Raw genomic sequence first — 24,864 nt, 5'->3', positions numbered from 1 at the left:
CGGAAGACCGCTCCTCAGGCTGGAGGCGTCCCCCATAGCAGGCGGAACCCCTGGCAGCCGTAGGCATTGGTTTAATCCATGTAAAAATAAGCCACTACCCAGCGCCATGCATTGGCACTAGGTAGTGGCTTTTGTTTTACAAGAATTTCAATAATTGGGGAATCGTGCCGTTGTCCACGATGATGAAGGCCCCTAGCCCCAGGTAGATGGCCGAAATCACCCAGCGGTTGTAGCGCTCGATGAACGCGCCGATGTGGGGCAGACCCGAGATTTTTTGTGCCGTGAAGACCAGCAGGTAAATCATGACCAGAAAGGTGATCAGGGTGGCCGCCAGCTGACTGCGGTCCAGCGTCACGAAGTACGGGACGAACAGGCCGAGGTTGTCCGCCCCACAGCTGCCAATCGTCACGATGGCCACGGTGGCCGTCAATTGGCTCAGGCCCTTATTTTTCAATCGCGACTCCGCTCGCTCCTCGCCGGTGTCCGCCACGAACCAGACCCGGATCCCGAAGTAAATCGGAATCAGTCCGAGGAGTCCCAGCAGCCATTTTTCCGGCACGTAATGCAGGACGAAGGCAAAGAACAGACTCACCACGATCAGCGTGACCGAGCCCAAATACTGCCCCAAATAAATGTCACGCACCTGTCGCTTGTCGGTCACCCGGGCGAAGTAAATCAACAGGATCACCAGTAAATCAACGGCGGTCGCAACGTAGAGCATAATGGCGGTCAAAACGGTCTGCAACATGACGGGCACTCCTATCTGTAGTGAAAGCATTTACAATTGCAGTGTAGCACACTTTTACCCCCTGTTGGTAGGCAATTTTAGCAACCCGCTGAACTCAAACAAACGACATCAGCGCTGGCCGATGTCGTTTGTTTACATTTTAAAATGAAATATCTCTTCACGGCTTGGTAGCGCCGTTAGCCAAAAGTCTTCACGTGACAAGATGTTCGGCTAACGGCACAACCACGGACCCGTGAGTCATACGGCCAACGCGTTGCGCATTGCCCGTTACTCTGCTGGGCGAACTTTCGAGCGGTCGCGGTCGTGCCGGTGCACACGGTCCATGGTCCAGCGCAACAGGAACGGTGCCAACAAGGTGGCCACGATGATGGCAGCCACGATGGCGGAGTAGCGCACCGGTGACATCAACTTGGCCTGATACCCAATCTGGGCGATGATCAAAGCCATTTCACCCCGGGAGACCATCCCCGCACCCACGGCGGTGGAACTGCCCCAGCTAAAGCCCGCCAGTTTGGCCCCACTGCCGGCGCCGACCAACTTGGTCAAGACGGCCACAATCGTCAAGACGACGATGAAGCCCAGCTGCTTGCCCAAGCCGTTGAAGTCCATGTTCAGACCGATGCTGACGAAGAAGACCGGAATAAACAGCGCGTAGCCCACCGGTTCAATGTGCCGGTCGACGGTCGAACGAGCAGTCGTTTGCGAAATCGCGATGCCGGCAAAGAAGGCACCGACCACGTCGCTCAAGCCCACCAATTCGGCCACGTAGGCCATGCCAAAACACAGGATGATGGCCATCAAAGTCGGCCCCATCGGAATCAGTAGACGTTCGCCAATCTTAGCCATGTACGGCGCCAGCCAACGGACCACGAAGTAAATTGCGGCAAAGTAAATGACCTGTTCAATCGTCGTCAACAGTAGGCTGGACGACTGCGCGGCACTGTCGCCCACCGCCGTTCCGGTCGTGCTGACCAGTACGCTCAAGATGACCACGGCCAACACGTCGTCGACCACGGCGGCGCCCAAGATGGTCGTTCCCTCTTGGCTGTTCAGCGCGTTCATTTCCTTCAAGACTTCGACGGAAATGGACACGGACGTGGCGGCGAAAATAACGCTAATGAACAAACTTTCCGTGGTGCCCAGGTGGTAAAACAGCCCCACGGCGTAGGTCCCAATCACGGGGATCAAGACCCCCATCAAGGCGACCAACACGCTGGGTTTCAGGTAGCGTTTCAATAATTGCAGGTCACTTTCCAGCCCAGCGATAAACATCAAAATAATGACGCCAATTTCCGCAAAGCTCTCTAGCGAGTGCGTCAGCGTGACCCACCCCAACAGTGCCGGGCCCACCAGAACCCCCACTAACAGTTGCCCAATCACCGCAGGAATCCCGATGCGGGTACAGTAGTGACCAACGATCGTGGTGGCCAATAAAATCAACGTTAAATCTTTTAGTAATTCCACAAGTTGCCTCCCTTTTGCACGAAAAAAGCGCCCGCCAAAACGGTCCTCCCAACCCAAGGAAGACATCGTTCTTGAAAGCAGCCGCTTCAACCATCTATTTTTTCAGTTATTCACAGTATACTTGAATTCCCGTCCCCCCGCAACTCAGACGCATTTGCCGCAGAAATTTCAACGCCAGCTAAAACTTAATTACCCGCTCAGTCATGAATCGTGGTAAACTAATAACGATTGTGAGGTGACACGTGTGAAGTGGCTTGAATCTAATTTAGTCGTGATCTTTTGGTCCGTTATCTTCGGCGAAGTTATGGGTTACATCGGTGGTACGTTGGAACAAATGACTTGGGAACCCTTGAAAATTGGGGTCTCGATGGCAGTTGTCGCTGTGATCGCGGTCAACGGGATCACGCTACTTAGCCGTGACGACCAAGCTTCCAGTGAAAAATAATTCACGTTGAGCATGATCGATAACCGAGCCTTGGCTAACGCTGAGGCTTTTTTATTTGGCCAAAACTCGTCGTGGCGGGGACTGGCCGCCTTACCGTTAACATTGGCCGGCTCTAAAAAAAGCGCCGTAAAACCCCACTGGCTTTACGACGCTCCTTTTGTCTAACTTATTTAACTGAAGGTTGAAAGTGAAATTAACGCGCTGATTACCGTAACGAAAGTGTTCCGACACCTAAGATTGGTGAAATCAGACGCCTGCGTCAGCCAGGGTTCCGCCTGCTCTGGGGAACGGCTCCAGCCTGAGGGGCGGTCTTCCGCCTCGCTTGAGAGCCTGGCAAAAACCGCCAGTCTCTCAAGTCGTCCCGCGCTGTAGGCTGAGACAAAACCTCAGCCAACACCGCCGACACAGCTGGCTCCACCCTGGCTGCCTCCGGCAAGGTAGCGATTATCAGTAACACTGTGTTAGTCAAAGATCAGTCATTAATGAGCTACTACCTGGGGTTAAGACGACTGCTACTAACACGCACCATCTTAGCCGAGAGTTCGTCAAATATGGGTTCAGCCGTGGGAGTTGCCTTAGCGGCGCGGTTCATGCCGCTTAGGCAACTGGCGTCTTTGAGACGTGTTTTTCGGCTCAAAGCGAGGTGTCGAGACCGTCTTTTGGCTCGACCCGTCCGCCCCAGCGTTCCAACCCATATTTGGCGAACGGTAGGCGGACAGTTCGCATTGTGAGGCCGAAAACGACTATTTTTAACGCTATGAGGCACATGATAACAGTAGTTTCAGCTGATTCTCGTCTTTCAACCTTCAGTTATTTAATGTAATATGCCGTCCCGGTATTGTACGTCCACTTCAACGCGACGTGATGGTTGTAATGCGTGCGCTGCAGGATGTTTTCGGGACTGACCTGCATCCCGTTGGCCGCCTGGTAAATGCCAACAGCGTGGGCCGCGACATCCACGCCCAGCTGGTCGCCTTGATACGTGCCAAAGCGACTCTTGAACGCGGTGGCAGTAATCGTGAGTTGCGTGCCTTTTTTCAGGTCCCAATTACAGTGGGCCAACCGCCAATGGCCGCGATAGGCCTGCGGAATCTGGGTCTTTGTCTCCTTGGCGACCGCGGGTTGCGGTTGGGCCATCAACGTGCCCACGCCTAGGCTGACCGCCGCGACGGCCAACGTGGTAATCATTTTTTGTCTAAACATCATACGCCACTCCCTCCAGTGTTTATCGTATCACTGGTTGCGGGGTGTCAGCGTTATTTGTGAATTTGTTTGCAAGCTTTCATTACGAACGGCCCTACTGATTCTCCTCGGCGCGAATCTGATTCTTGATGCCGTTCATATCCTGATCCAGCTGGTGGACCAGTTCGGCCTTGGCAATCAATTCGCGGCGCAGCTCGTCTTGGTGCCGGACGTTCTTTTTATAACTTAATTCATGCTCCAAAGAGGCCCAGAAGTTCATCGCAATCGTGCGGATCTGGACCTCGACCGTGACCGCCTGCACCCCAGCCGACAGGTAGACCGGTACCGCTAAGATCAAATGCAGGCTGCGGTAGCCGTTGGGTTTCGGCTTGGCCACGTAGTCCTTACGTTTTAACACCTTGATGTCCGGCTGCTTTTCCAGCCGCCGTTCCATGGCCAAGATGTCGTCTTCAAAACGCACGATGATGCGGATACCCGCGATGTCGTGCATCTGTTCGGGCAGTGATTCAAAATTAAAATCCAAGTGCTTGCGTTGCGCCTTTTCCAAGATACTTTCAGGCGACTTGATTCGCGACTGCAGGCTATCGACCAGCGTGTGGCCGTGTTGAATTTGGTATTCCTGGTCCAGGTAATGGATCTTGGTCTCAACGACCTGCACGGCACTGCGGTAATTCAACATCAACGTGCGGAAATTATCCAGCGCCTTGAGGGACGTGGGATCGTTGGGAAATTTCACGGGTAAATTTTGCTCAGTCATTTGCATTACTCCTTGTGGCGGATGATCCCCGCCAATGTCTGATTTCTGGGGCTAGCCACCATAATAATAAAAAGTTTAATAACAAGGTGATGGCTGTGAAGGTGAAGACGCCGCTGTAGTCAAACCAGTTGGCCACGACCCCACCGAGCATCGCCCCCAGCATGCTGCCTAACGCCTGGAAGGACTGGTTCCAACTAAAGACGGTCCCAGTCAGCGACTGCGGCGCATTCTTGGTCAGCATCGTTTGCACGGCCGGAAAGAGCGCGCCATCCGAAATACCGATCATGAACCGCAGAAGCCCCAGCAGCCAAATGCTGGTGACAAACCCTTGCGGAAAGTACATCAACACGGCAAAAATGTAGCCGAAGATCAGCACGCGCTGGGTCCCGTGACGGTCGCCGTACTCACCCAATTTAGGTGCCGCCATCAACGTAGAGATCCCGGGCAACGCCGCAATGATGCCGGCTACCAGGGTGATTGGCCCGGTGTGGTGCATCAGCTCACGCACGTACAGACTGATGATAGGCGTGATGGAATTGTTGCCCATCTGAATGAACATAGTCGAGACCAGCAGAACCACGATCAGCGTAGGATTCTTGACCTGTTTCAGCCAAAACCCGGCTTGGGCCTGGGCCGCCTTGCTGACAGGGGTGAAATGCTCGTGCACCAGCGTGGCGCTCAGGAAGAAGACGATGATCAAGAAGATCCCGGTCAAAATAAACGTCCAGCGAATCGAAAAGACCTGGGCCAAGATTCCGCCCAACACCGGGCCAATCAGGTTGCCACTGACGTAACCCGTGGTCAGAATTCCTAGCGCGTTGCCACTCTTGGCCTTGGGCGTTTCCGCCGCAATCAGGGCGCTGGCGTTGGGGATGTAGCCCGCAAAAAAGCCCTGCAAGAACCGCAAGCCAATCAGCTGCCACACGTTGGTGACAAAGCCCATCATTCCAATGACGACGGCCATCCCCAGCGAGGAGCGCAACAGCATCAATTTGCGGCCTTTGCGATCCGCGAGCTTGCCCCACAACGGGGAGACCACCGCAATCACCAGAAACGTTGCCGCGTAGGTCACCCCACTGTACATCGTCAATTGCCCGCGGGTGAAGTGCCCCAGGTCGTCCACATAAAGTGAGATGAAGGGCATGATTTCACTGAAGCCCATCCCCGCAATAAAAGTCCCCAGCCAGAGGACCGCTAAATTTCGCCGCCACTGTTCCGTTTTCCGTGTCCCCACGTTCGTCGCCTCTCTCATCATATTGTTATCTAATAGTTTAGCATACCTACGCCCTTTTGACGGACCAAAAAAAGCCGCGACCATCGCCGCGACTCCGCTTCTATTCTGTGGTTTAACCCTTGACCCCAATCACTAATGCAATCAGTAAAATAATCAAGACTAACGTGGTGATGGCCACGTACAAATGATCCTTTTCCTTATAAAACGCGTAGATCGACACGACCACCCGTAAGACCGGCGTCAAAATCAAGCAGTACACGCCGAGCATCATGATGGCATAGGGCTTCAGTTGCCAAGTGCCGGCAAGAATCATCCCCATTTGCCGTGGGACGAAATCCCCCGCGTAGCCCGAATAGCCCGTGATCAAGAAGAGCGCCAGGCCAATCAACATCACGATGGCCGAGAAGATGACCCCGACCTGCAAGATACGGCCGATGATCGTTTCGACTTGGGCCATTTCCCTAGCCGTTGTTGGTTTTTCTGCCATTAGAAGTGAACCCCCAATCCTTTAAATAACATTTCAAACCCAATGTACAAGATAATGGGAATGAAGGCGATGCGAATCCACCGTGCCGGCAGGACCTGCATAATGCGTGAACCAATCACGGCCCCCACCAGAATGCCCAAGGCCATTGGCACCGCGATGCCGGGCAAGATGGCGCCATTGAAGAAGTACACCGTGGCACTAGCGGCAGCAGTGACCCCCATCATCAAATTGGACGTCGAGCTGGATGGCTTCAACGGCATCTTCATGAAGGTGTCGAGCGCCATGACCTTGAAGGCTCCGGAACCGATGCCCAACAAGCCACTGGCCACCCCGGCACCAAACATCACGGAAAAACCGGCGGGCACATTTTCTACTTGGTAGTCAACATCTTTCATCTCGGCCTTGTCGAAGTAAGTCCCGTTTAGCTTGAGCTTAGCCGCAATCTTATCGGGTTCGACTCGTTGTAAGACTTCCTGACCACGCCGCAACTTGCGGTACATGTTCCACCCGGAGAAAACCAAGAGACACCCGAACAGTAGGTACAGGTACTTGGGGTCAAGCACCCCGGTCAACAAAGCCCCCACAATTGCGCCGATAGTCGTCGCAATTTCCAAAAACATGGCGACCCGTAAGTTCAACACGTTGTCGCGCAAATAAGCGATCGTTGACCCGGAACTGGTCGCAATCACGGCAATGATGCTGGCCCCAATGGCGTATTTAATATCTAATCCCATCCCCAGGGTTAGAATTGGCGTGATGATCATCCCCCCACCAATGCCCAAAATGGCACCGGCGATTCCGGCGAAGATCCCCACGGCCAACATAATAATAGCTGTATGAATCATAAGTTTGCTGTCCTCCTATGCAATCCAAATTACTTAACTGATTATCAACCTTTGCTGGGCTGGCGGCAAGTTTGTCAGTCGGTAATTGTCAAAATAATTGTTACATCATTCACTTGGTTAATTGCGATAACTTAGGCATTAGTTCAATTATCAGCCTTTGCTTGTGTAATAGAATTCAAACGATTGTTTCACTAGGCCGCCGTAGTGGCCGTAAGTCAACCGCAGATAAATGACTCAGCCCCAAGCGGTGAACCGGTTTCACCACAAAGCCGCCTAGCCATATTAAATAAATATGGCTAGGCGGCTGATTTTGTATTTAGCATATATTTAATAACTATCAATGAAGCGCTGTAACAGTGGGCTGGGCGTGATTTGTTCCGGCCACACCAGTTTCAGGGTCGTGCGCCACGGCTGGTAACGAATCAACCGCACCGCCGTTTGCGCCCCGCTGGTCTGTTCGGCCACTGATTGGGGCACGACCGCCACCCCCATCCGTGACTCCGCCCACTGCACGGCGGTCCGGGCATCGTCACAGGTGCAGGCGATAAAGGGCGCCATCTGCTTGGCCGCAAAGGTCGTTTGAAACAGGTGCTCGAAGCGCCGATAAATAATCAGGGGCACGCTGGCCAAGTCCTCGACCTTCAGCGTGGCCGCCGGAAAGTGGTCGTATTTCTTGGGAACCACCGCGACCATGGATTCCGTCGCCAGTTCCTTACTGGCCAACCCCGGTGCGGTAAAGGGCGTCCGCACGATGGCCACGTCGATCAGGCGCTTGGACAACCGGTCGATCAACCCATAGGTGTTGTCTTCGAACAGCCGAATCTGGACCTTGGGATAGTGACGCGTCAAGGTCCGCAACTTCGCGTTGGGCGTGGCCCCGATGGAAGAAGAAATGACCCCCACCGATAACACACCGGCCAAGCCTTGGCCTAACGAACGGACCTGACTGTCGGCCCGTTCGCGCAGGTCCAATAACTGCTGCGCGTAGTCGCGCAACAACTGACCAGCTGGCGTCAGGGTCGTTCCCGTGGCCGACCGATTCAACAAAGTCACGCCCAATTCCGCCTCTAGTTGCTTGAGCTGATAACTCAAGGGGGGCTGGGCCATGTGCAATTGCTGGGCGGCCGCCGTAATCTGGCCGGCGTTGGCCACTGCTAAAAAGTACTCCAATTGACGAAAATTCACGTAACCCCACTCCCACCGTTTTTTCTTATTATACCAGAACGGTTAAGGCAGGCCAGTCTCGTCGGTGACGGAACGCCGCTTGGTATCGGCCTGATTCTGAGCGCGGTCCTTGGCCGGGAGGTTTTCGTGCAGGAGATATTGCCGGATCAACAGGACAATCTGCTTGTTTTGCGGCAGATCCGAGTGCGTCGTGTTGTCGCCGGTCACCGTAATTTGCGTGTAGTGGGCTACCTGATTTTGAAAGACGTACTTCCCTTGATTGACACTATTGGCGGGGACGGTCCCGTCACTGGAATAGTTCTCGGTACCGGCCACCGAGTACACCGTCAGCTGCTTGGGGAGCTGCTTTCGACCGGCAATCAATTCCTTGAGCATCACCGTTTGTTCCGTGGTACTATTCGATTCCATGTTGTATGGCGTGGCAATCGTCATCAACCGGTCGATGGCCACGTGCTTGGTTTGCGCAAAGTATTTCTCTAAGAACAAGCTTAAGATCAAGCCGCCGTTGGAGTGCCCCATCGCCGAGAAATGATTGAAGTGATAGGTCTTGACCAGATCTTTGAAGGCCACATTCAACCACCGGGCCTGCTTATTGATATTGGCATAGCCGTCGTGATTGTTCTCAAAGGCGATGACGATGAAGGGCTGATTGTCGCCCCGGCGAATGGACCCGGTGTACGACAACTGGCCGTTTTCAGCGACCTTGACCTTCAAGACACTGTGGGCCACCTTAGTCTCCTGGCGCAGTTGCGTAATCAGACTGTCAAAGCGGTTCTGACTAGCACTGGAGCCCGGGACCATGATGGTCGGATTCAATGGTGTTTTATAATTTGTTTTGTATTGAGTGATCCGTTGATGCATCCACGCCGTGCTGGGGAAGAAAATGGCCAGCACGACCAGCACCCCTAATCCCCAACGCCACCAATTACGCCGCATGGTCTTCACCTCCCGCCAGGTTGCCCAGTCGTACGAAGGGCAGATAAATGGCCACAGACAACGCCAGGCAGATCAGGCTTAATAACAGTGCTCGCCAGTCGCCACCGGTCCCCAGGTAGGCGATCAAGGGACCAGGCGTCGTGCGCGGAACCGGGTAGACGATGGGCGGCACCAATTTCCAGGTGATGGCACACCACGCCACGATGATGTTGACGGCCGGTGCCACGATGAAGGGAATCAGTAAAATCGGGTTAAAGAGCAACGGCAATCCCAGGAGCGTGGGTTCGTTTAAATTGACCAGATTCGGCAAAAAGGTCTGGTTGGCCACCCGCCGATAGCTGGCCTGCTTGGACCCCAGCCAAATCGCCAATAATAAGGCCAACGTCATGCCGGCCCCGCCGAAGTTGGCGTAGGCGTCCCCCAACGTATGCAGCGTGACCGGATTCGGTGCGTGCCAGCCTGACCCGTGCTGAACCGCATAGGCCAGGTTCTGAAGCGACGTGACCGAGCTGTTACCGGCCAGTGAGACGGGACCAATTAGCCCCAGCCACCACAGGCCGTTATTGATCGCCGTCACGGCCAGAATCATGACCCCTTGGTGTCCTGGGTTGGTGACCATTGCGTTTAAGCCTTGGTAGACCAAGCCGTTCAGACCACCGTCATTCAACCAACTCAGACCATAGCCCAGACCGGTCGTGATGGCCAAGACAATCAGCAGTGGCCAGGCGACGCGGCTGGTCCAGGACAGCTGACCCCATTGTGGGTGCTTCAAGGCCCACTTGCCCAGCCAGCCCATCAAATGACAGCCAAACCAGCCGACCACCAGGCCCACGACCACGGCCAGAAAGATGCCTTGGGGGCCCAGGTTGTTCTCCATGAACTGGGGGATGGCATCACCATTGCCCCGTGTCGGTGTATTCAACGCCTCGTAATTCACATTCAGCGTTAAAAAGGCCAGAGCGCTCATGACGCCCACGGCCAGAGCGTCTCCCCGGTAGGTCCGCGCCAGGTAGTGTCCCGTGGTAAAGGCCACCATCACCGCCACGATACCGTTGATCACCAGACTGATCACCTGAAACAACTGCCGCCACAGGTCGAGCCCCGGTAGCCAGCTCCCCACGTGATAAATCTGAAAGAAGAACCCGTTATTGGTCAACAGGCTTTGGCCGATGACATCGATCAAGGTCATCACCAAAATAAATGGATATGCGACGCGAAAGGCCTCCTTGATGGCCCGCATGGCACGCCACTGTTCAATTCGTTGGTTAAACCGCCACAATCCCCGCAACGGTTGTCGTTTTCCCGTCATTTACGTTTACCCCCTACCCGATTGGTTACCCCTTATTATACGAGTTTCCCCAGCGGGAGGCCGGTAGACGCCTTATAAATTTAATTATCAAGGCTAACGATCCTGTTGCCGCTTCAGTGCTCGCCAGACCGTACTGGGACTCATCCCCAGTTGCTGGGCAATCTGGCGGTACGTCAGACCGGTGGCACGGAGTTTCTGCAATTTGGTCAGACGGGGGGACGGAGCTGGTCCCGCCGGCGACACTTGCGGCGCCGGCAACAGCAACGGGGCTTGGGGTTGCGGCGCACTGAGAATCAGTGGCGCCGTGTGTTTGAACCGCGCCAAGGCGTTCACCACGTAATGGGTCGTTTGCGCGTCCCACAACGCATTGTGTTGGTGCGGATTAACGATGTTGAGTAAACCAGCCACCCCATTGAGCGGCAGATAGTGCCGACTGGCATGCTGGTGATTGCTACGATTAATCACCTCGTTGGTGTACAGACTGCCATCGAAAACGGCCAGCGGCGCCTGCAGGATGGTCCGTTCTTCCGTGGTCAGCTGATCGTAATAAACGGACACGGTATTTTTCAGTAGCCGTAAGTCATTGCCCTGATCCCAAAAGACCAGTGGTAAGCGGCGGGCCAACACCTGGTGAATAAAGGCGCGAATGACCCGCAACGGTTGGGCTTGGTGCTCGAAGGCTTCCAGGGTCAGACCCGTTTCCTTCAGGCCCCGCAGTTTCATTTCCGCCGAAAAATTGGGATTGTCCAGGTACTGGTTGAAAAAGATGTCCAGTGGCCGAGCGTCTTGATACCCCAACGCTGCCAACTGGAACACACCCGCCTTTTCACCGGCCACCGTCGTGCGGGTCATGGCGATATCGTCGCCGGTTCGCTGCGTCTTAAACAAGACCCCAAATTCACAGTCGATGACCACGTAGCTTTGGGGGATACTGGTCAAGCGACGCACCGTGGGCCACACTTCTTTTAATTGCTCGGGCGCTTGTTCATTCGGCGTCGGGGTAGTCTCCGGTAGCTTCAGTCCGTGATCTTGCAGCCGTTCCGCTAAGGTCAACTCGTCACGGTCGGTCTCATATGTCAGGACCTTCTTGGCACTCAACACGAAGATGCGGCCGGAATTAAACGTGATTCGAAACCGGTCCTTGTGATCGACGATGATGCGTTGGACCTTGCCCCAGCTGTTTAACGCCGGCCGCAGCGTGGTCCCCTGTTCGACCTGAAAAATCGCGTAACCGACCAGAAACAGGTTGTGCGTCTGGGCGGGCGCGTTGCTCGACGCCTTCTGTTCTAAATACACGATTCTGCTAGTCACGTTCATCCCCCATTTCGCAGCGATGACCTGTCTAAAAAAGAGAGTGGGAAAGGCGATTAGCCGGCGAACATTAAGGCTGATAACCGAATAATCCTGGTCTTGGATTGTTTGGTTATCAGTTTTAAACGGAACCGGCTACCTTTTGGCGCACGTTTCAGCTATGTCAAGGTGAAGGCGACGGGACTGGGAAATTTTGTCCCAGTCCCTTCCCAGCTTACGGTTCTTCGACCTCAGCCGTGGCAGATTCCGCCATGGCTTCGGCGACCACTTCGGGCGTAGGCGCCACGTGATCCGGACTCTGTAGCCAGGCACGACTCTCCAGGTGACTTAAAATAAACTGATTCTCTAGGAGCGTGCTGTATTCTTCCACCGAGATCAACACCACGTTACGCTTGTTCTTACGGGTGATCATTAAGGGTTCTTGGTTGTTGCTCACGGTCTTCATGTAGTGCTTCAACTTTTTACGAAAATAAGGATAGCTCGTTGCGTCCATCAGAATTCCTCCCCAGGTTCTTAGCATGACGGGCAATCAATCCACCTCGCCATTTTCGGCAATTGCCGGTTTCACTTGCTAATGATTAACTCCAATACTACCGGATAAAATTACCGTCGTATAGGGGCTTTACACAACATTTACATACAAATTTCGTTATACTAAAATGTTTATTTTGAAAATCAATTCCATAATAAAAAAGCCGGGCCAACGCCGCGACTTTTCCATCAATGATGTTGATTTAAATACCGGACGACATCCCGGCCGAGGTGGTTCATGGCTTGATATTGCTGATACTGCCGGCCTTGTTGGGCCATGACGACGATCGTATAGGTCCCCTGTTTGGTCCTGAACAACGCCGCATCGTTTTGGACGCCCTTGGCTGGAAATTCACCCGTCTTATTGAAGACCGTGGCGTGCGTCACCAGTTTGGGCAGCTTGCTGTGATTGCGACAATGACGCAATAGGGTCAGCATTTTTCGGTCATAGGTCTTGCCCAACAGCTGATGACGGTCGACACGCGTCAAAAAGCGGGTCAGATCATGGACCGACGTGTAGTTGTCGTGGCCCCGGTTCAACGCCGCGGTATCCAACATGTAGCGCCGCAAATGGGTGTGCTTGAACCCAAAGTGTTGCGCCGTTTGATTGACCCGTTTGAATCCACCCAGCTTCCTGATCAGGGCGTTGGTGGCGGTATTATCAGAATAATAAATCATCCGCTTAAGATTGCCCTTGACCGTGCGCGTCAGTTTCAAGTGGTGGGCCTGGGCGCGCTGAAAAATCGTGAGCATCACGTAAACCTTGATCGTGCTAGCGGACCGCTGCGCCCGCACGCGATGATTGCCGGTGGTCACGCTCACGGGGTGCTGGCCCAACCGCGTGACCTTGACCGACCAGCGCCCGTGGACCGCATGCAAGTCACGTTTGATAATTTTTTTAATCGCCGCGGGTCGTGCCGTCCCCTTGGCCTGCGCCGTGGTCACCGGCAGGCCGCTAGCCAGCACGCCCACCAATGCCAGTAAGACACCGAATCGTTTTAATCCTGTCATCCGTCACCCTTCTTTGCCCCCTAGCGCTGCTTTTCCGCCTCGCTAATGACACGCTTGACCCAGCGCTGCGAGTAGCCGTATTGGTCGGCCAACGCCTTTTCCGTCATCTGGGGATACTTTTTCTTAATTGCCGCCACCGTGCCGTCACGTCCGTACAATTTCATGGGTAAATTCAGTTGGGTACCGCGAAATTCCTGGTAAAACTTTAGCATTTCTTCCGTCCCCAACAACTCATTTAACTTCTTGTAAACACCTTGTAATGCCTGTGTATCAACGTCCATATCCCTAACGACCTCCATTTGCTTACAGGATTATTATCCCCAAGATAGCAAAAATTGCTGGCATGTGGAAATCAACGCGACACCTTAGGCCTGCACGCGCAATTGCACGCTAAATTGCTTGCATCGTTACTTGTGAACATACTTACGAACGGTGCGTTCCGCCAACTGATAATGCGCACTGAGCTCATGGACCGAGGCACCGGCCAGGTACTCATCTTTCACCCGGTTCACCAGGGCTTCGCGCCGCATCAAGCGCATGGGAAAGCTCACCGTGCTGCCCCGAAAATCTCGGAAAATCTTCAGCGTATTCTCCTCGCCAATCAATTCCGCCAATTCTTGATAAATGACCTGCCAATCACGTTTGTCCGCTTCCATGGCCCCCACCTTCCGCAAATTTTTCGGTGCCGGTCGCTGACCGATTGGCGCTTTGTGGCCGGCCCTTCTCCCAGTCGCCGCTCATCAGCCATTGCCACCAAACGGGCGGATTATCCGCCAGCTTAATTACCGACACTGCATGTCATTAAGCATACACTAAAATTGGCAAATTGGGTGGGGTAATTTCACGTTTTTTTACGATTGGTCCATGCTGTCGGTATACAAAAAAGCCCGTGACGGCACCGTCCGAGCTTTCCTTAACACCAATTTATCAATACTGGTCTACCAGTTCAACGAGTTACCAACTAAAATTTCCGGATTGTGATTGCTCATCAGGTAGGCCTGGCCATCACTGCCAAACGTGAGCCCTTCAAATTCCCGCGTCGACGCGAAGCCAGTCCAGGTCACATCCGCCGCCGTCAACGACCCGTTGCCCGCCAATTTGGCGACCGGTAAGCTGGCAATGGAATCGTCGGCGACCAAATACAGCCGGTCGTTGTGCGGGTTGTACGCCAGGCTTTGAACGCAGGTCCCCGGTCCGTGTTCTAAGATCTGCTTGGTCAAGCGGAAATGCACGTGGTTGCGGGCAATCGTGCCCTGATACAGGTAAACGTTCACCGGATCCGGCCGCGTCCAGAAATAGGCGTGCCCGGCACGGTCAAAGGCTAGCACGTGACCGCCGGGAACCACCAAGGTCTGTGACTTCAACCGGAAGCGAATCTGGTGGACCGGCTTGAGGGAGCTGGCGCTGATCTGTTGTAAGACGCCGTATTGACTCAAGTTGATACGCGGCGCCGACTCCTGGTCACACCACATATAGAATTTGCCCGTCGCCCAATCGTACGCCAGCGACTGGCCGTGACCCGTGGTGAAGGCCGGCCCCACCTTGATGGCGGCACGGATCTTCATCTCCTGTGGCGACTGCGCGGCGGCATTCGTGTACACACGTTGGACCTGTTGCGGCGTGGCTTGTAAATTGTTAAGCGCGGCCATGTCGAACCGCACGATGCGGCCGCGGTTATACCAAGCCGTCGGGCAGTAGACCACGTACAAATACTGGCCGACTACCGCCGAGCTTTGCGGGTCGCCCCAGGCCTGGTGTTGATAGCCCGGAATCGGCAGCTGGTATTTCGTGGTAAACGTCACCGGGCTCCCCTGGTCACTGGCAATCGTGTTGACGCCGTGCGGATTGGCCGCGTGAGCATAAACGCTCGGTACCGGCACAAAATGGACCAGGCTGTCATCCAATGACGTCAAATGCTTCGGCGTCGCCAAGGCCGCTGACGACTGCTGAATCCGTGGGACCGCCTGCGCATTCACCGGTGCGGCCGCCATCCCCAAACTCAGGATTATCGCCCCAAGTAAACCAATTTTTCGCATAATCCCTCACCCCCCAATGTTTTCAGCCAGTATAAGACTGACTGGGCACCGCGGGGGTCTCAAAAGGCTTCTGCTACTTGCTAAACTTACCAACTAATCTTGTTTCCCCGCAAGACTTCCGGATTGTGGTTGCACAACAGGTAGGCGTGGCCGCTCTTGGTGAAGGTCAAGCCCTCAAATTCCCGTTTAGAGCTAAACTTAGTCCATTTCACGTTGTGCTTGGTCAGGTGGCCTTTGCCCGCTAACTTGCTGACGGGCAGGCTGGCAATCGAATCGTCGGCCACCAGGTAGACCCGTTTGGTATGCGGATTGTAGCCCATGCTCTGGACGTGCGTGCCGGGACCGTGCTTCAGGACCTGATGCGTTAGGTGAAACTTCACGTGATGACGCGAGATGTGCCCGCGATAAATGTAGACCGTGTGCGTCGTCGGTCGACTCCAGAAATAGGCGCGGCCCTGTTTATCAAACGTCAACACGTGGCCGCCGGGTGCCGCAAAGCCCTTGTGCTTCAGTCGAAATCGAATCTGATACCGCGGCGTCAGGCTCTTAGCCTTGATTTGTTTGATGTACCCGTACTGGTTCACGGGTGTCGCGGCTGATTTTTCCCGGTCACACCACATATAAAGATGATGATTTTTCCAATTGTAAGCCAGCGATTGGCCGTGACCGGTCTCAAATGGCTTGCCAATCTTGACCGCCGCGTGACTGGCCAATTGGGCCTTGGCATTGCTGGTGTACGCCGTCTGTAATTGACGAGGCGTCAGGCCCAATTTGTTCAGCTTGTGCATGTCATAGCGCACGATGCGGCCTCGGTTGTGCCAAGCGGTCGGCGTGTACAACACGTAGAGGTACCGGCCGTTCGTCGCCAGACTTTGCGGATTGCCCCAGGCTTGATTGTGGTACCCCGGTAGTGGCAGGAGGTATTTGGTCTTAAAGGTAATTGCGGCCCCCCGACTGCGCGCAATGGTGTTGCGGCCGTGCCGATTCTTGGCATGCCGATACGTGTGCGGCGCCTTGACGTAGTGGACGTGGCTATCATTGACCATGCGCCGCTTGCCCACGCTTAACGCCGCCGACTTTTGATGATAGGTGTGGTACGCCTGGACGGTCGTGCTGTTGGTCAGGCCCAGCCCCAACGCAACCAGAAGCACCAGCCACCAGTTTAATTTTTTCACTGCTAACACATCCCCCGCTTTAATAAATGTCTGACTTTCTGATCCACAGTCTTACTTACCATTCAGTTTACACGCCTCAGCGCCCCCGCGTGACCCGTGCTGACTGGTAACCGCGCCCGGATAACTAACTCAGCTAACCGTCTGGTGGCTAACGTGGTGCGGACTGGCGCGCGCTAAAAAAGCCTGGGACAAAGCCTCCCAGGCTCGTTCGCGTCACTTCTACATAGCCTTAGTGCTCGCCGGCTAATCGCCTTTTAGCCCACTCTCTCAGGGACGATTTAAACCAACGTACATTTAAGCGATTAAACCACTTCACGGGTGAAAGGATCTTTGGAGATACCCTTGTCCAAGATATCCTTGCTCCATTCCTTGGCGGAGAACAGGCTGTGGTCACGGTAATTGCCGCAACTGTACTTGTCCGTGCCTTGAACATCCTTCCATTCCGTATCAAAGGCGATCCGGTGTAAGGATGCCTTCAAGGCTTTGGCCACTTCTTCAGTGGATTGTTCCCCCCAAGTGATCAGGTGGAACCCGGTCCGGCAACCAAATGGTGAGCAGTCAATGACGCCGCTCATTTCGTCACGCAGGTAACCCGCTAACAAGTGTTCAATGGTATGTAAACCAGCCGTTGGAATTGCGTTTTCGTTCGGTTGGACTAACCGTAAATCAAAGTTCGAGATGACGTCACCCTTCGTGCCCGTTTCCCGTGTAATCAGCCGAACGTAAGGTGCTTTGACGGCCGTATGATCCAAAGTAAAGCTTTCAACTTTTGCCATAAATTGCCAACTCCTTTTTCCATTGATAGGTTTCGTTACTCTTCTACTGTACACCAAATGATAGCGCTTCTACCAATATTTACGTCATGATTTTTTTGCGCTAAATCACTTAGTTAAGAATTTGCCAAAATGCTTAAGTTTATGGGTGTCTGTGGCCGCGTCATTCGGCAATGCGGTTATACTGGACCACGTAATTGGGGAGGGATTATCATGCAAAATACACCTTTACCACCACGGCGGCCGGAATTTACCCCCCGCCGGCATCGGGGATGGCGGTTACTCTTCATTTTGCTGGGCGGCCTGCTGCTGATTGGCGGCGTGTGGGGCTGGCGCGCCTGGCATTCCGCACAACAAACCTTTTCGCAAACGTACCACGCGGTGGGGCGGCCCAGTGACACGACCATCACCAGTGGCAAGCCGTTTGCGATTCTCCTACTGGGTACCGACACCGGGGCGCTGGGACGTCACCAAGTTGGTCGCACGGACACCATGATCGTGGCGACCATCGACCCCCAGAAGCAAACGGCCACGCTAACCAGCATTCCGCGCGACACCCTCGTGGACATTTACGGCAGCCAACAAGACGATGAAAAAATCAACGCCGCTTACCCGCTGTACGGCGCCAGCGCCACGTTGAAGACGGTCGAGCATTTGGTCAACGTGCCCATTCACTACTACGTGTTGCTGAACATGGGCGGCCTGGAAAAGATGATCAACGCGGTCGGCGGCGTAACGGTCGATCCGCTACTGACCTTCCATTACGAACAAGCCAACGTCACCAAGGGCACCAAGATTCACTTGAACGGCGCCAGTGCCCTGGCCTACTCGCGGATGCGTGACCAGGACCCCCTGGGCGATTACGGCCGGCAAGCCCGGCAACGCCAAATCATCAAGGCCCTGGTGCTCAAGGAGGCCAGCCTCAGTTCTTTGGTCCGCTACCAAACGGTCTTGAAGTCGCTGACGCACAACCTGCAAACCAACCTGACCTTTGACGACCTAATGTGGCTGCGCACCAAAGACGGCCACACCAGCCGCCACATCAAGTCGGCCACGCTGCAGGGCCAACCGGCGACCATCAACGGCATCGATTACCAAATCGTGCCACAAAGCGAGATCACGGCGGTCTCCAACCAACTGCGCCAGGATCTGGGATTGGCCCCGGCCACGTCATTCGTAACGGACGCCTTGGAACCAACTGGATTTTAGTGACCTAACTAAATTGACGAAAAAAGTCTGGGAAAGTTTACCGTCTCCCAGACTTTTGGCATGCTTATTTTTTCCCCTGACGAATCTGCCAAATGTGCCAGCCAATCATCAAAATACTGGCGTCGGCCAACACGGTGCCGATAGCGATCAACAGGTTGCCCGCCGACGTCACCATCAGCCCTGAGGTCAACGGGAACCGCGCCAGCAAGGCTAGTAACGTCGTGATCCACAGGCTCCCCAGGATGGCGGGAAACCAAGAGTCCGCGTGGCGCTGGTGATGCCACCAGGTCAGCCCGGTCACGATCACGGCAAAGGCAATCAGAGCGACACTTCCGCCACCACGGGTCAGGTAGAGCAAGCCCGCGGCCGGAACTGTCTGGGCGGCCACCCGCATCGCGACCACCAAGGCCACGATGATGACCAGCCAACTCAAGACCTGCCCCTGTGCCCCCAGGTGTTGGCTCACCCAGATGCCCAACGCCATGGCGATGACAAATAGGCCGAACTGGACCGCAATCAAGAGCCCTTGCAGCGGCACAGCTGGTAGAATGGCCGCCGGTAAAATGACCCCGAGCACAAAAATCAGCACGGGTACCAGCAGATCCCAGCTCCACCACGTCGGGCGTTGCCGCGCACTGCCGAGTTTTACGGCCGCCGCCTGTGCGTCCATCCCGTAAAATTGTGCCGTCGTTTGCCCGTTGGATTGGGCTACCAAGACCTGCGGCAACTGTTCACGCAAGAAGCGCTGTAGCTTGCCATCATCGGCAAAACGGGGGTGTTGCTTGAGCGCTGCGACCAGTTCGTCCCAGTACGCTTGATTTTCTGGCGACAATTGACTGCGCAGTTCTTGATTTTGTTCCGCAATTGTTAAGCGGTTTGCCAAATTGGCCACTCCTCTCATGATTAACTTTCTCTCCTTATGATAAGGAAGTTGCCGCCAAATTACCACTGGTTTAACGACTAGACCAACTGCCAGCCTAGCCACAGCCCACCGGCCGCCAACAAGAGGCCCCCGCCGACGCTCAAGAATAAGTATCCTGCAGCGGCCACGAACCGGCGTTGGTCCAGCAGCATCACGACTTCATGGCTAAAGGTCGAATAGGTCGTGAACCCACCCAACGCCCCGGTGCCGAGCAAAACCAGCCACAGCCGAGCAACCTGCCAACCGGTCAAAAGCCCCAGCAATGCGCACCCTAGCCAGTTGATCAGCAGTGTCGCCAGTGGCCAATGATTGCCGTAAATGGTCTGCACCCACCGCGTCGTGCCATACCGGGCCAATGCCCCCAGCGCGGCTCCCAGGCCAGCCACACCGGCCATCACTGTTCCTCCAGGCGGAAGGTTCCCCACCGCCGAGCAATCCAGACGCCGGCCGCGCTACAGCACGCACCCCCGAGAAGCGTTGCCAATACATAACCGCTGGCCAGGCCCCATTTCTGCGCGGTTATCAGCCGAACCGTCTCCACGCCAAACGTCGAAAAAGTCGTAAAGGCTCCGCAACCGCCGACCCCTAGGCCCACAGTCAATGCCGTGGGCCAATTCGCCGTGAGTCGCTTGGCGTGTGACAGCCAAGCCAACACACCACTGCCGGTAAGGTTGATTACCAACGTCATCCAGGGAAACCCCGTTCCCACGGGCACCAATTGCCCCAGCAGGTATCGGCTACTGCCGCCGATAAACGCAAAAAAGATAATAGAAATAATGGTCACACCCATAGCCCCCTAAAAATTATCCTTTCATTATATCAAAAAAAGAGTCTGAGAAAAAACAATCTCAGGCCCTTGTATGTAGCCGAAACGTGCGCCAACAGGCAACTGGTTCCGCTTAACACTGCAACTGAAGGTTGAAAGACGGAAATCAGCTGGAACTACTGTTATTATGCGACTCATGGCGTTAAGATTGCTCGTTGGCAACTTCATAGTGGGAACTGGCCGCCTACTGTTCGCCAGTAACAGTTGCCTTAACACCAGATAGTAGCTGCATTGACGACTAATCTTTCATTAACGCAACGTTGCTGATAGCCGCCACCCTTGCCGGAGGCAGCCAGGGTGGAGCCAGCTGTGTCGGCGGTGTTGGCTGAGGTTTTTTCTCAGCCTACAGCGCGGGACGACTTGAGAGACTGGCCGGTTTTGCCAGGCTCTCAAGCGAACCGGAAGACCGTTTCTCAGGCTGGAGGTGTTCCCCAGAGCAGGCCCCACCCTAGCCTGACGCAGGCGTCTGGATTCATCAATTTTAGTTTCAACCTTTAGCAGTTAACCGCCTGTTGGCCCACTCTCTTTCGGGAAAATCAATGGGTTTTGACCACGAGATCTAACGCGGCCTGAAGCTTGGCCTGTTGGGCCGTGTCCAGTTGACTATCTGCCAAACACTGTTTCACGTTTTCGGCGGCGACCACGCCCATCATCCGGTCAACGCCGGAGCGGACGGCGGCCAACTGCGTCAAGACGTCCTGACAATCGCGGCCTTCCTCGACCATTTTCAGGATGCCTTGCAGCTGACCATCGGCGCGCCGCAAACGATTCTTAAGTTGCGTTGCCGTCGTTTGTACCACTAAGCGCTCACCTCAGTCAGCTTCTCGTCGATGTACTTCTTGAGGGCCGCCTTGGGGTGGAAGCCGACGACTTTTTCCGTTGGCATACCATTCTTGAAGACCACTAAGGATGGGATGCTCATGATGCCCAGTGACTGTGCCAATTCCTGGTTTTGGTCGACGTCAAGGGAAGCAAACTTCACCCGATCACCGTACTCTTCGTCCAGCTGCTCCAACACCGGTGTCTGCATCTTACATGGGCCACACCAGGTCGCCCAAAAATCAACGACCGTCACCGCCGTGTCGTCCCCAACGTGTTCAAAGTCCTTGCTCGTGATTGCTTGCATTTGGAAAATTCCTCCTCAAAATTTGTCAATGGATTCATTATACCCTAGGGGGTATCATTTGCCAAGAAAAATGCTCGTGCCGGTTTTCAAAACCGCGCTGCGTCAGTATTCTTGCTGTATAAGCTCGAAGATGCCGCATACTAGTCCCAGCAATTAAGCCAAATTCTATAACAATCTTTGCTTCGAATCATCCCAGCAAAAAACGAGCCCGGGACAAAACTCCCGGGCTCGTTCGCGTCACATTTACATAGCCGAAACGTGCACCAAAAGGCAGCCGGTTCCGCTTAAAACTACTAACCAAACAATCCAAACCCAGGATTATTTGGTTAGCAGCCTTAATGCTCGCCGGCTAATCGCCTTTTGGCCCACTCTCTTTTTCAGACGATGTATTAGTCTTCCTTATCAGCGAATTCAGGATCAGCGTCCATCCCCGCCGTCAACCGTGGCTTGTTGTTGCCACGCTTGGTTTCCTTTTCCACGGCCTGTTGAGCTACCAGGTTCAGGTAGTTGAACGGGTCATCGAAGTTCGGGTTGAATAGCATGTCCACGAAGGCCAAGTCGTCGATCGTGTTGCGGTTTTGAATCGCAATCGAAATGGCGTTGGCTGATTGGGCCACCTCATGTTTGCTGAGCAGCTGGGCACCTAAGATGCGCCGGTTTTCCCGGTTGTAGACCAGGTTGATGGTCAAGTCATCTGTCGATGGCATGTAACCTGGCCGCCAGGTGCCTTCAAAGGTGACCATGTCGGCATCGAGGCCGGCATTGACGGCGTGGTCAATGGTCAACCCGGTTGATGCCAAGGTCCGCCCGAAGATCTGCATGGCCGACGTCGCTTGGGTCCCCATGTATTTCTGGATGTTACCAAAGACGTTGATCCCGGCCAGCATCCCTTGACGCACCGCATTGGTAGCCAGTGGCGTGTAGGCTGGTTTGCCCGTTGGGTTGAAGTTGACGACGCTGGCGTCCCCACAGGCGAAAATGTCTGGGTTAGACGTTTGCACGTAGTCGTTGATGATGATGGCGCCGTGCCGGTCCATTTCAACTTGGCCCCGTAAGAGTTCCGTATTAGGCACGAACCCGGTGCAGACCACTGCTAGGTCAGCCGTGAAGTCGCCGTTCGTGGTTTCGATGACCAGTTCGCCGTCGTCATTACCCGTGAAGGACGTGACGCGCCGGTTCAGTAAGACCTTGACACCATGGTCTTGCAAAATGTTGACGATGTGATCGGACAAGCCCTTGTCGACGTAATGGTTCAAAATGATGTCACGCGACTGGAACAATTGCACATCGTGGCCCGTCCGCGCATAACTTTCGGCCAATTCCGTTCCAATATAACCGGCACCCACAATGGCAATGCGCTTGTTGCCGGCAGCGGCCTTGTCAATGGCGACCGCTTGTTCATAGTTCTTACATAGCATAACCTTATCTTCATCGATACCAAAGATCGGTGGTACCGTCACGGTTGACCCCGTAGCCATGATCAGCTTGTCATAAGTATCCGTTGAAACGTCCCCAGACTCCATATCCACGACTTCGACCGACTTGTTTTCTGAGTCGATCTTGATCACGTTGTGGCGAGTCAAAACTTTTGCCCCGGCTTCCGCAAGTTGTTCAGGTGAAGAATAGAACATGTCCTCAAGATGTTTAACCTGCCCATCAAGGAACAGTGAAATCCCACAAGACAAGAAAGAAACGTTCGTGTGTCGTTCGTAAATGGTTACATCTGTTTCTGGATGATCACGCAAAATTTGTAGCGCTGCATTAGTGCCAGCGTGTGTACTACCAACAATGATGACTTTCATGTTTACCCTCCTACATGAAAAACGATTCTACAGCTAGTCTACTTGAAACTTAGCGAAAGATAAATGACTTCGTCTCGGAAAAATCGTCGTTTCCGGCAAAAACCTCACACTTTCATTAAAATGGTTGATGAATGTGCATCACGCACCAACTATTTTTGTGAAATCGTTATGCATCCATAAGCAAACTTATAATCGGCAAAACCGTTAAAATCACGGTTATCCGGACAAGTCCCCCAGGTCGACTTTGATCAAAATTTGTTAACTTTCCGGGCAAACGTCCACACCATAACCGGTATACTCCGATTGCCAACCGGTTGCGCGCAATGGGTCAAGTCACTGCTAGCGACCCTAAGCCAGCGTCTAACGCCCAGCCCGTCCGCTTTTGATTAATCACCCGCTAAGTTAAGCAAACCACTCGGGCGTACCGCAATTGGTGATTTTTAGCCATTATTTTTGATAAGTTACAATTGGCTTGATAACTGACCTTAAAATCACTATGATACGGATAGTTGGTTCGTGATACGTTCTGACCTTAAGCACTGTGATAGATGATAGGAATCACTGTCTATAGATGCACTCCCCCCAAAACAAGTGATTTATTAACAGATTCCTAAATAGAGGCCCTAAGTAATCCGCATGTTACTTAGGGTCTTTTCTTTGGCCAAAATGGCGGGTCTAGCCCCGCCGCGTGCTTCGCCAGTACTGCCAGCCTTGGCGCGCCAAAAACGGCACCGCCAGCAGGCCCAAGAACAGCCAGGTGAAGTTCTCGCGGATAAACGGCGTGTTGCCAAAGAAATAGCCAACAGCCGAACAGCTGACGACCCAGATGAAGCTCCCCAGTAGGTTTAAGAAGCGAAACTGTCGCCAGTCCATGTCCGTTGTGCCGGCGATGATGGGCACAAACAGGCCGACAAACGGGATAAACCGCCCTATCAGTAAGGTCTGGTCTTCATTGTTGGTAAAGACCGCCGTTGCCCGCGCCACCTTTTGTTCCGGCAAGCGCTGAATCAATTTCTCCTGATAGTCGCCCCACTTGCGGGTGGTCAGATACTTGACCGCCGACCCAGCCGTCGCCGCCAGCGTGAACATGACGATCAGCCACCAGATGTTCAGCCGTGACTGGGGATAAGCCGCAATCGACCCCATCATAAACAGTAACGATTGCCCGGGGATAAAGGAAAAAATCAACATGCCCGACTCCAAAAAAATCAGAAAAAATAAGACCGGATAAATTCCCGTCCCCAACTGATTGGTCAGGGGAACTAGGACGGTTAGGGGGTGCCAAACGACCTCCCAAATCAATGCGATTAGACTCACGGGTCCACCTCCTCATTCGTTATTTTAACGGCCTCACTTTGCGTTTTGTGACCCCCGCCTGCCGTCACCTTCAGTCGGTAATTGCCGCGTAGCCGGTCGGTCAGGCGACTTCGGCGCTTGCTAGCCGTGACTTTTCTATAATCATTATTATAAATGGTTAACGGTCGCTGGTAAGTCAAAACCACCAGTAAATTTCACCGCTACCCCTTCGG

At 54.1% G+C, this 24,864-nt stretch carries 27 protein-coding genes; 2 read left to right on the top strand and 25 right to left on the bottom strand.

The window, feature by feature from the left end:
• Positions 1–136 precede the first annotated feature (136 nt).
• Both EGT51_RS02905 and EGT51_RS02900 read right to left on the bottom strand, forming a co-directional pair.
• Positions 137–748 carry a CadD family cadmium resistance transporter gene (locus EGT51_RS02905; RefSeq protein WP_135367307.1) on the bottom strand — a complete coding sequence of 204 codons (612 nt, stop codon included), beginning with the start codon at positions 746–748 and terminating at the stop codon, positions 137–139.
• A 267-nt stretch (positions 749–1,015) separates the two neighbouring features.
• On the bottom strand, positions 1,016–2,212 hold the full coding sequence (locus EGT51_RS02900) for a cation:proton antiporter (RefSeq protein WP_135367306.1): 1,197 nt from the start codon (positions 2,210–2,212) through the stop codon (positions 1,016–1,018).
• A 244-nt stretch (positions 2,213–2,456) separates the two neighbouring features.
• Between EGT51_RS02900 and EGT51_RS02895 the strand changes: the two genes are divergently transcribed.
• Complete coding sequence (locus tag EGT51_RS02895) at positions 2,457–2,657, top strand: YjzD family protein (RefSeq protein WP_135367305.1); 201 nt, start codon at positions 2,457–2,459, stop codon at positions 2,655–2,657.
• A gap of 810 nt (positions 2,658–3,467) precedes the next feature.
• Here the strand turns inward: EGT51_RS02895 and EGT51_RS02890 are convergent.
• The 16 genes from EGT51_RS02890 to EGT51_RS02815 all read right to left on the bottom strand — a co-directional run bounded on the left by EGT51_RS02890 (position 3,468) and on the right by EGT51_RS02815 (position 17,453).
• Positions 3,468–3,863 carry a hypothetical protein gene (locus EGT51_RS02890; RefSeq protein ID WP_135367304.1) on the bottom strand — a complete coding sequence of 132 codons (396 nt, stop codon included), beginning with the start codon at positions 3,861–3,863 and terminating at the stop codon, positions 3,468–3,470.
• 91 nt (positions 3,864–3,954) lie between these two features.
• Positions 3,955–4,617, bottom strand: a complete 663-nt coding sequence (locus EGT51_RS02885; RefSeq protein WP_135367303.1) for a GTP pyrophosphokinase — start codon at positions 4,615–4,617, stop codon at positions 3,955–3,957.
• Positions 4,610–5,869 (bottom strand): multidrug efflux MFS transporter, encoded by a 1,260-nt coding sequence (locus EGT51_RS02880; protein ID WP_135367302.1) that lies wholly within the window; start codon positions 5,867–5,869, stop codon positions 4,610–4,612. Before EGT51_RS02880 ends, EGT51_RS02885 begins: the two co-directional genes overlap by 8 nt.
• A gap of 94 nt (positions 5,870–5,963) precedes the next feature.
• Positions 5,964–6,338, bottom strand: coding sequence for a DUF1634 domain-containing protein (locus EGT51_RS02875; protein WP_135367301.1), 375 nt, complete (start codon positions 6,336–6,338; stop codon positions 5,964–5,966).
• A complete protein-coding gene (locus EGT51_RS02870; RefSeq protein ID WP_125576142.1) occupies positions 6,338–7,183 on the bottom strand; it encodes a sulfite exporter TauE/SafE family protein in 846 nt (281 codons plus the stop codon). Before EGT51_RS02870 ends, EGT51_RS02875 begins: the two co-directional genes overlap by 1 nt.
• A gap of 327 nt (positions 7,184–7,510) precedes the next feature.
• Positions 7,511–8,368, bottom strand: coding sequence for a LysR family transcriptional regulator (locus EGT51_RS02865; RefSeq protein WP_135367300.1), 858 nt, complete (start codon positions 8,366–8,368; stop codon positions 7,511–7,513).
• 42 nt (positions 8,369–8,410) lie between these two features.
• Positions 8,411–9,304, bottom strand: coding sequence for an alpha/beta hydrolase (locus tag EGT51_RS02860; RefSeq protein WP_135367299.1), 894 nt, complete (start codon positions 9,302–9,304; stop codon positions 8,411–8,413).
• A complete protein-coding gene (locus EGT51_RS02855; RefSeq protein ID WP_135367298.1) occupies positions 9,294–10,613 on the bottom strand; it encodes a PTS transporter subunit EIIC in 1,320 nt (439 codons plus the stop codon). Before EGT51_RS02855 ends, EGT51_RS02860 begins: the two co-directional genes overlap by 11 nt.
• A 93-nt stretch (positions 10,614–10,706) precedes the next feature.
• Positions 10,707–11,924 carry a helix-turn-helix domain-containing protein gene (locus tag EGT51_RS02850; RefSeq protein ID WP_167850127.1) on the bottom strand — a complete coding sequence of 406 codons (1,218 nt, stop codon included), beginning with the start codon at positions 11,922–11,924 and terminating at the stop codon, positions 10,707–10,709.
• A gap of 214 nt (positions 11,925–12,138) precedes the next feature.
• Positions 12,139–12,417: a type II toxin-antitoxin system Phd/YefM family antitoxin gene (locus tag EGT51_RS02845; protein ID WP_167850126.1), complete on the bottom strand. Its 279-nt coding sequence runs from the start codon at positions 12,415–12,417 to the stop codon at positions 12,139–12,141.
• A gap of 227 nt (positions 12,418–12,644) precedes the next feature.
• Complete coding sequence (locus EGT51_RS02840; RefSeq protein WP_135367295.1) at positions 12,645–13,466, bottom strand: serine hydrolase; 822 nt, start codon at positions 13,464–13,466, stop codon at positions 12,645–12,647.
• Positions 13,467–13,486: 20 nt separating this feature from the next.
• Positions 13,487–13,747 carry a hypothetical protein gene (locus EGT51_RS02835; protein ID WP_135367294.1) on the bottom strand — a complete coding sequence of 87 codons (261 nt, stop codon included), beginning with the start codon at positions 13,745–13,747 and terminating at the stop codon, positions 13,487–13,489.
• Positions 13,748–13,873: 126 nt separating this feature from the next.
• Positions 13,874–14,122, bottom strand: coding sequence for a Mor transcription activator family protein (locus tag EGT51_RS02830; protein WP_135367293.1), 249 nt, complete (start codon positions 14,120–14,122; stop codon positions 13,874–13,876).
• A gap of 282 nt (positions 14,123–14,404) precedes the next feature.
• Positions 14,405–15,502, bottom strand: a complete 1,098-nt coding sequence (locus EGT51_RS02825) for an SdiA-regulated/phytase-like domain-containing protein (RefSeq protein ID WP_135367292.1) — start codon at positions 15,500–15,502, stop codon at positions 14,405–14,407.
• Positions 15,503–15,588: 86 nt separating this feature from the next.
• On the bottom strand, positions 15,589–16,677 hold the full coding sequence (locus EGT51_RS02820; protein WP_225428671.1) for a hypothetical protein: 1,089 nt from the start codon (positions 16,675–16,677) through the stop codon (positions 15,589–15,591).
• A gap of 302 nt (positions 16,678–16,979) precedes the next feature.
• On the bottom strand, positions 16,980–17,453 hold the full coding sequence (locus EGT51_RS02815) for an S-ribosylhomocysteine lyase (RefSeq protein ID WP_135367290.1): 474 nt from the start codon (positions 17,451–17,453) through the stop codon (positions 16,980–16,982).
• Positions 17,454–17,663: 210 nt separating this feature from the next.
• Between EGT51_RS02815 and EGT51_RS02810 the strand changes: the two genes are divergently transcribed.
• Entirely contained in the window at positions 17,664–18,659 is a 996-nt protein-coding gene (locus EGT51_RS02810; protein WP_135367289.1) for an LCP family glycopolymer transferase, read from the top strand.
• A 64-nt stretch (positions 18,660–18,723) separates the two neighbouring features.
• On the opposite strand, the gene EGT51_RS02805 is transcribed toward EGT51_RS02810, so the two are convergent.
• The 7 genes from EGT51_RS02805 to EGT51_RS02775 form a co-directional block, all read right to left on the bottom strand.
• Positions 18,724–19,551: a DUF1129 domain-containing protein gene (locus EGT51_RS02805; RefSeq protein WP_404819913.1), complete on the bottom strand. Its 828-nt coding sequence runs from the start codon at positions 19,549–19,551 to the stop codon at positions 18,724–18,726.
• A 68-nt stretch (positions 19,552–19,619) separates the two neighbouring features.
• The gene (locus EGT51_RS02800) at positions 19,620–19,976 is read right to left on the bottom strand and encodes a fluoride efflux transporter FluC (protein WP_135367287.1); all 357 of its coding nucleotides are present in this window, start codon (positions 19,974–19,976) and stop codon (positions 19,620–19,622) included.
• Positions 19,976–20,371: a fluoride efflux transporter FluC gene (locus EGT51_RS02795; RefSeq protein WP_135367286.1), complete on the bottom strand. Its 396-nt coding sequence runs from the start codon at positions 20,369–20,371 to the stop codon at positions 19,976–19,978. The genes EGT51_RS02800 and EGT51_RS02795 overlap by 1 nt, the downstream gene beginning before the upstream one ends.
• 572 nt (positions 20,372–20,943) lie before the next feature.
• A complete protein-coding gene (locus tag EGT51_RS02790; RefSeq protein WP_135367285.1) occupies positions 20,944–21,207 on the bottom strand; it encodes a metal-sensitive transcriptional regulator in 264 nt (87 codons plus the stop codon).
• Entirely contained in the window at positions 21,207–21,533 is a 327-nt protein-coding gene (trxA, locus tag EGT51_RS02785; protein WP_135367284.1) for a thioredoxin, read from the bottom strand. Before trxA ends, EGT51_RS02790 begins: the two co-directional genes overlap by 1 nt.
• A 389-nt stretch (positions 21,534–21,922) precedes the next feature.
• The gene (locus tag EGT51_RS02780) at positions 21,923–23,335 is read right to left on the bottom strand and encodes an FAD-dependent oxidoreductase (protein WP_135367283.1); all 1,413 of its coding nucleotides are present in this window, start codon (positions 23,333–23,335) and stop codon (positions 21,923–21,925) included.
• 675 nt (positions 23,336–24,010) lie between these two features.
• Positions 24,011–24,652 carry a VTT domain-containing protein gene (locus tag EGT51_RS02775; RefSeq protein ID WP_135367282.1) on the bottom strand — a complete coding sequence of 214 codons (642 nt, stop codon included), beginning with the start codon at positions 24,650–24,652 and terminating at the stop codon, positions 24,011–24,013.
• Positions 24,653–24,864 lie beyond the last annotated feature (212 nt).

Origin of the sequence: Levilactobacillus suantsaiihabitans (genome assembly GCF_004745505.1) — a bacterium.
Lineage (GTDB): Bacteria > Bacillota > Bacilli > Lactobacillales > Lactobacillaceae > Levilactobacillus > Levilactobacillus suantsaiihabitans.
Note: the sequence above shows the minus strand (reverse complement) of the source record. Positions and strands in the feature narration are given on the sequence as shown.